Source organism: Streptomyces sp. NPDC058964, assembly GCF_042741275.1.
Classification (GTDB): domain Bacteria; phylum Actinomycetota; class Actinomycetes; order Streptomycetales; family Streptomycetaceae; genus Streptomyces.
The window spans coordinates 1-5,960 of record NZ_JBHYKH010000547.1 but is presented as its reverse complement, the minus strand read 5'-3'; the positions used below and the strand labels follow the sequence as shown (position 1 = coordinate 5,960).

General features: G+C 69.0%; 5 protein-coding genes. 2 read left to right on the top strand and 3 right to left on the bottom strand.

Annotated elements, in window-relative coordinates:
- A partial coding sequence (locus ACFW2E_RS39775) for a hypothetical protein (RefSeq protein ID WP_384474846.1) occupies positions 1–419 on the bottom strand: 419 nt, incomplete at its 3' end.
- Between the two features lie 3 nt (positions 420–422).
- Complete coding sequence (gene ctaD, locus ACFW2E_RS39770) at positions 423–2,132, bottom strand: cytochrome c oxidase subunit I (protein ID WP_384474843.1); 1,710 nt, start codon at positions 2,130–2,132, stop codon at positions 423–425.
- Positions 2,133–2,687: 555 nt separating this feature from the next.
- On the opposite strand from ctaD, the gene ACFW2E_RS39765 reads away from it, so the two are divergent.
- Both ACFW2E_RS39765 and ACFW2E_RS39760 read left to right on the top strand, forming a co-directional pair.
- Positions 2,688–3,437, top strand: a complete 750-nt coding sequence (locus tag ACFW2E_RS39765; protein WP_384474840.1) for an NAD-dependent epimerase/dehydratase family protein — start codon at positions 2,688–2,690, stop codon at positions 3,435–3,437.
- A gap of 78 nt (positions 3,438–3,515) precedes the next feature.
- The gene (locus tag ACFW2E_RS39760) at positions 3,516–4,013 is read left to right on the top strand and encodes a hypothetical protein (RefSeq protein ID WP_384474837.1); all 498 of its coding nucleotides are present in this window, start codon (positions 3,516–3,518) and stop codon (positions 4,011–4,013) included.
- A 43-nt stretch (positions 4,014–4,056) separates the two neighbouring features.
- Here the strand turns inward: ACFW2E_RS39760 and ACFW2E_RS39755 are convergent, their stop codons facing one another.
- Positions 4,057–5,781 (bottom strand): dolichyl-phosphate-mannose--protein mannosyltransferase, encoded by a 1,725-nt coding sequence (locus tag ACFW2E_RS39755; RefSeq protein ID WP_384474835.1) that lies wholly within the window; start codon positions 5,779–5,781, stop codon positions 4,057–4,059.
- Between the last annotated feature and the right edge of the window lie 179 nt (positions 5,782–5,960).

Here is a 5,960-nt window from a genome sequence, read left to right as displayed (position 1 = left end):
ATCACCCAGAGGCCCGCGAGCGTGGCGGCGGCCGTCAGCCCGCTTCCGATCAGGACGGCGATGACCTTCCGCGCACGCGCCGGATCGGTCGCGGTCCGTTGCTGGTCCAGCTCCGCCCAGTGGGATGCGGCCTCGCGCACCTCCCTCCGCCGGTGTACGGCCGAGCGCACCCGAAGGCCCGCGGTGACGGCGAAGCCCAGCACCGCCACGGCCGCGGGGATCCACCAGGACTCGGCGACCGGCAGCAGAACGGCGAGGAACCCGGTCGTACCCCAGCCGCTGAGACAGGCCGCGGCGGCACTGCGCCGGGAGACGGGCCGGTCGGCGCCCGCTCGCAGATCCACCAGCGCCGGCACGTACCAGACGCAGCCGGACACGGTCGTGGTCGCGACTCCGAGGGCGAGAACGGCTTGGGACATGGCCTACCTCGCCGCCTCGTGCGCGGCGATCTCCGGATGGTGCAGGTCGAACGCCGGGGACTCGCTGCGGATACGGGGCAGCTGGACGAAGTTGTGGCGTGGCGGCGGGCAGGACGTGGCCCACTCCAGTGAGCGGCCGTAGCCCCACGGGTCGTCGGCCTCGACCGGCTTGCCGTACTTCGCGGTCTTCCAGACGTTGTAGAAGAACGGCAGGATCGACAGCCCCAGCAGGAACGCCCCGATCGTGGAGAGCGTGTTGAGGGCGGTGAACCCGTCGGTGGCCAGGTAGTCGGCGTAGCGACGGGGCATGCCCTCCGCGCCCAGCCAGTGCTGGACCAGGAACGTGAGGTGGAAGCCTGTGGTGAGTGTCCAGAAGGTGATCTTGCCGAGCCGTTCGTCGAGCATCTTGCCGGTGAACTTCGGCCACCAGAAGTGGAATCCGGCGAACATCGCGTACACCACTGTGCCGAAGACCGTGTAGTGGAAGTGTGCGACGACGAAGTACGAGTCGGAGAGATGGAAGTCCATCGGCGGCGACGCGAGGATGACGCCCGTCAGGCCGCCGAAGACGAACGTGATCAGGAAGCCGGTCGTCCACAGCATCGGGGTCTCGAAGGACAGTGAGCCCTTCCACATGGTGCCGATCCAGTTGAAGAATTTCACGCCGGTCGGCACGGCTATCAGGAAGGTCATGAAGGAGAAGAAGGGAAGCAGCACCCCGCCCGTGACGTACATGTGGTGCGCCCACACCGTCACCGAAAGGCCCGCGATCGCGATGGTCGCGGCGATCAGGCCCATGTATCCGAACATGGGCTTGCGGGAGAAGACGGGAATCACCTCGGAGACGATTCCGAAGAACGGCAGCGCCAGGATGTACACCTCGGGGTGGCCGAAGAACCAGAACAGGTGCTGCCACAGCAGCGCGCCGCCGTTGGCCGGGTCGAAGACATGGCTGCCGAACTTGCGGTCGCACTCGAGCGCGAACAGCGCGGCGGCCAGAACCGGGAACACGATCAGGATCAGCAGTGCGGTCAGCAGCACGTTCCACACGAAGATCGGCATGCGGAACATCGTCATGCCGGGTGCGCGCATGCAGATGATGGTGGTGATGAAGTTGACCGCACCCGCGATCGATCCGAAGCCGGACAGCGCGACGCCCATGATCCACAGATCCGCGCCGAGACCCGGCGAGTGCACGGCGTCCGACAGCGGTGCGTACAGGAACCACCCGAAGTCGGCCGCACCGCCCGGGGTGAGGAAGCCGAATGCCGCGATCGACGAGCCGAACAGGAAGAGCCAGTAGGCGAGCATGTTCAGGCGGGGGAAGGCGACGTCGGGGGCCCCGATCTGCAGGGGCATGATCCAGTTCGCGAAGCCGGTGAACAGCGGCATGGCGAACATCAGCAGCATGATCGAGCCATGCATCGTGAACGCCTGGTTGAACTGCTCCTGCGACATGACCTGCATGCCGGGACGGGCCAGTTCGGCGCGCATCAGCAGTGCCATGACACCGCCGACGATGAAGAATACGAACGCGGTGACCAGGTACATCGTCCCGATCTTCTTGTGGTCGGTGGTGGTCAGCCACTCCGCCCACGCCGGCCGTCCGCCGTCGGCCGGCCGATCCGCCGGCCCCGATGACTGCCCGGCCGCAGGAGCCGCCGCGCCCGTCGGGCGAACGGTCCCCACCTGCTGTTCCTGCGTCTCGCCCACCGGACGACGACCTCCTTCTGTGCCATGTGGACGCGAGCCGCGAAGTGCCGAGGAACGGGTGTGGACCTGGCCCTTCCGGCCGCTGCCTCATGATCGTCGGAGGGGTACCCGGTCCCGGTAGGGCCGAACAGTCCCTGAACCGGCGACGGAGGGGGCCCAACGGCCCTGCCCGGCGCTGCCCCGTCGCGGGCCAGCCGGTCGGCCGCGGACAGCAGGACGTCGGTGTGCCGGGGCAGAGCGCGGTGCGCCCAGGCCGTCCACAGCCGTCCGCTGGTCGAGCCGCGACCAGCACGCCGGCGGCCTCGAGCGTGTCCGCCAGATCCCGCAGACGGCCGAAGAGGGCGGACGGCTCCGCCGTACGCCCGGGCCGAGCCGCCGGGGCCGGCCGCCTCGTCCGGCGTGCGGTGGGCGCTCACCGTCGGGAGGCAGGGCTCGCAAACCGCTTGATGAGCGGCTGACAGGCGGCGATGATGCGTGGGTCGTCTTGGGGCTGGGGGCGCGGTGGGTCTGGGAACTGTGGCTGTGACAGGCGCGGCAGGGAACATCGGTTCTGTCGTGAGGGAGAGACTGCAGCACGAGGCGGAGCGGCTGATCCTGCTCGACCGTGTGCCGCTTCGGCCGGAGGCGGAGAACGAGGACGTGCACACCGTGGACTTGCGGGACGCGGTCGCCGTCGAGCGCGCGCTCTCGGGGGCCGACAGCGTTCTTCACCTGGGTGGTGTGCCGGACGAGGCGCCCCTCGGGGTGCTGCTCGAAGCCAACGTGCTCGGCACGCACAACGTCCTCGAGGCGGCGCGGCGCACGGAGATCGGGCGAGTGGTGGTGGCCAGCAGCAACCGCGTGACCGGCTTCTACCCCGCCGCACACCTCACCGGCCCTCGGGAGGCCGTGCGCCCCGACGGTCTGTACGGGGTGAGCAAGGCAGCCGTCGAGGCCCTGGGGCAGCTGTACGCCGACAAGTTCGGGCTGTCCGTCATCTGTCTGCGGATCGGCAGCTTCGAGCAGGTGCCCACCGAGCTACGGCATCTGGCGACCTGGCTGAGCCCGCATGACGCCGTCGGCTACTTCCGGGCCGCGCTGACCGCTCCACCCTCCACCCGCTTCGCCACGGCATACGCCGTCTCGGCCAACACCCGCCGCTTCTGGCGACTCCCCGACCGGGAAGTACTGGACTACACCCCCGTGGACGACGCGGAACTCCACGCCGGGACCATCCCGGGAGCGGATCTCCCAGCCGATCCGACCGCACCCCAGGCCGGCGCCTACGCCTCGCCCGAGTTCACCCTCGAGCACCTCCACCGCTGACTCACCGAGCTCGCAGGTCCGTTGTCGGTGCCGTCTGGTCTACTTGCCGACAGGACCGGGTGAGCGACGGAGAACGACATGGGCGTGCTGTGCGACTACTTCCACGCGACCGACCACACCCTGGCGGTGAACCAGGCCATCGGCCCTGACGGCGACTGGCTCCAGGGCACGTCGCTGGAGGAGGCGGGAGCGGACTGGATCGACGCGAAGGGGCTGGACCCGAACGTCGTCCTGGCCCAACTGGTCGTCTACGCCGAGGGTGTTGGCTTCGCCGAGCAGCAGGACAAGCCGGAACTGATCTGGCCGACGCAGCCGTACCCCCAGGGTGAGCCCATCGAGCCGGACTCCCCTTGGGAGACGGGCCTGCTCCTCCAGAAGCTCCCCGACCGATGGCGGGACATACTGGCGAGCCTCCCCGAGGATGCCGTACCGATGGTGGCGGCTCAGTGGTACGAGATCCAGGAGATCGACTTCGCGGACTACCTCGACGCCAAGAACGCGGTCGAGACGTTCATGGCTCTGGCCGCGCGGGCACGGGCGGCGGGCGCGCATCTGTACTGTCGGTGCAGTGTCTGAAGCCGCCTGTCGGACCCCGTGCAGCGGCCGGTGCCATGAGCTCTCAGACCCAGCTGTCCAGCCACATCCTGGCGTGCCAGCCGGAATACGGCACCGTCATGCCGGTGTAGAGCGGGAAGAAATAGATGAAGTTCCAGATGATGAGCAGCACGAGGGTTCCCGCAGCCATCGCGCCCCGTGTCCGCCGCGTCCGGCTCGGTCCCGCCGGCCCCAGCATGGCACCCACCGTCATCGCCACGGCCAGGCACAGGTACGGCAGGAAACTGACCGCGTAGAAGGAGAAGACCGTACGGTCCTGGTAGGCGAACCAGGGCAGGTATCCGGCACCCGTGGCACACAGGACGGCACCGGCGCGCCAGTCGCGGCGCATCGCCCACCGGTAGAGCAGATAGACGAGTGCGCAGCATGCCGACCACCACAGCAGCGGCGTGCCGAGCGCGAGGATCGCCCGGGAACAGCCGGAGGCGGCACGGCAGCCGTCCTGCCCGAGTTGCGGTGCCTGGTAGTAGTACGACACAGGGCGGCCCTGGACCAGCCAGCTCCACGGGTTGGACTGGTACCGGTGGGGGGTGTGCAGTCCTATGTTGAACCGGTAGACCCCGTATTCGTAGTGCCACAGGCTGCGGACGGGGGCCGGGATCCAGGACCAGGGTCCGCCTCGGCCGTCCGCCCAGTGCCGCCCGTAACCCTGGTCGGAGAGGAACCAGCCGGTCCAGGTCGTCAGGTAGGTCATCAGGGCCACCGGGACGATGGACAGCACCGACCGGCCGAGGTCCTTGCGCACCACCGACAGGTAGGGGTGGCGTGCTCCGGCGACGCGGCGGGAGCCGACGTCCCACAGCACAGTCATGATCATGAAGAAGGTGAGGAAGTACAGGCCGTTCCATTTGCCGGCGGCCGCCAGTCCCAGGAAGAATCCCGCCGCGATGCGCCATGGGCGCAGGCCCATCCCCGTACGGTCACCGGTGTCCGGGTCGGGGCGAGCGAATCCGTCCTCGCCCACGGGCAGAGCCGCGGCCAGCCTCGCGCGAGACCGGTCCCGGTCGATGAGCAGACACCCGAAGGCCGCCAGGGCGAACACCATGACGACGAGGTCCAGCAGGGCCACGCGGCTCATCACGAAGTGCAGGCCGTCGACCGCCATGAGTGCTCCGGCCAGGCAGCCCAGTGCCGTCGACCGGAACAGCCGACGCCCGATGCGGCACAGCATCAGCACCGACAGCGTGCCGAGCGCCGCCATCACGCAGCGCCAGCCGAACGGGTTGAGGCCGAACATCCACTCGCCCAGGGCGACGGCCCATTTGCCCATCGGCGGATGTGCCACGAAGCTTCCGGCGTCGGAGAGCGGGATCACCTGGGGATGCGCCAGGATCTGCGGGTCGGAGACCCTGCGGTCCGGCCAGGTCCCTTCGTAGCCGAGATGGAGCAACGCCCAGGCGTCCTTGGCGTAGTACGTCTCGTCGAAGACGACGTCCCGTGGCCGGCCGAGGTGCCAGAACCGCATCGCCCCGGCGACAGCCGCGACGAGGACCGGCCCGACCCAGCCCATCGCCCTCGCGACGCGGTACGCCATCGCCGGGCTGAGGCCCGCTGCCGTCCACAGCCGGGTTCCCGGTTCCGGGAAGGGCGGTACCAGACGATCTCGGGTGTCGGTCCGAGGGCGTCCCACATGGCCGTAGCGGGCCAGTCGCTCCGCCCACGGGACGGACTCCGCCGCCGCACGGGCACGGTTGCTCTCGGCGGTCTGCGTCGCGGAGTCGCTCATCATCTGATAATCCTAGGAACCGCTTCGCCGTTGCCGGCCCCCTGGGCCCATCTCGCATACGGCAGCGAGGAATTCAGTTCCCTCTGCCGGGTCCTGCGGACTGGATACCGCACATGGTCGTCAACGTCTGGTCCGTCTCGAAGAACGTGATGGCCGCGTATGACGGGAGCACGGGACTGCGC

Coding starts and splice junctions, on each gene's coding strand:
- ACFW2E_RS39760 (WP_384474837.1), top strand. CDS start 3,516: ATGGGCGTGCTGTGCGACTACTTCCACGCGACCGACCACACCCTGGCG.
- ACFW2E_RS39755 (WP_384474835.1), bottom strand. CDS start 5,781: ATGATGAGCGACTCCGCGACGCAGACCGCCGAGAGCAACCGTGCCCGT.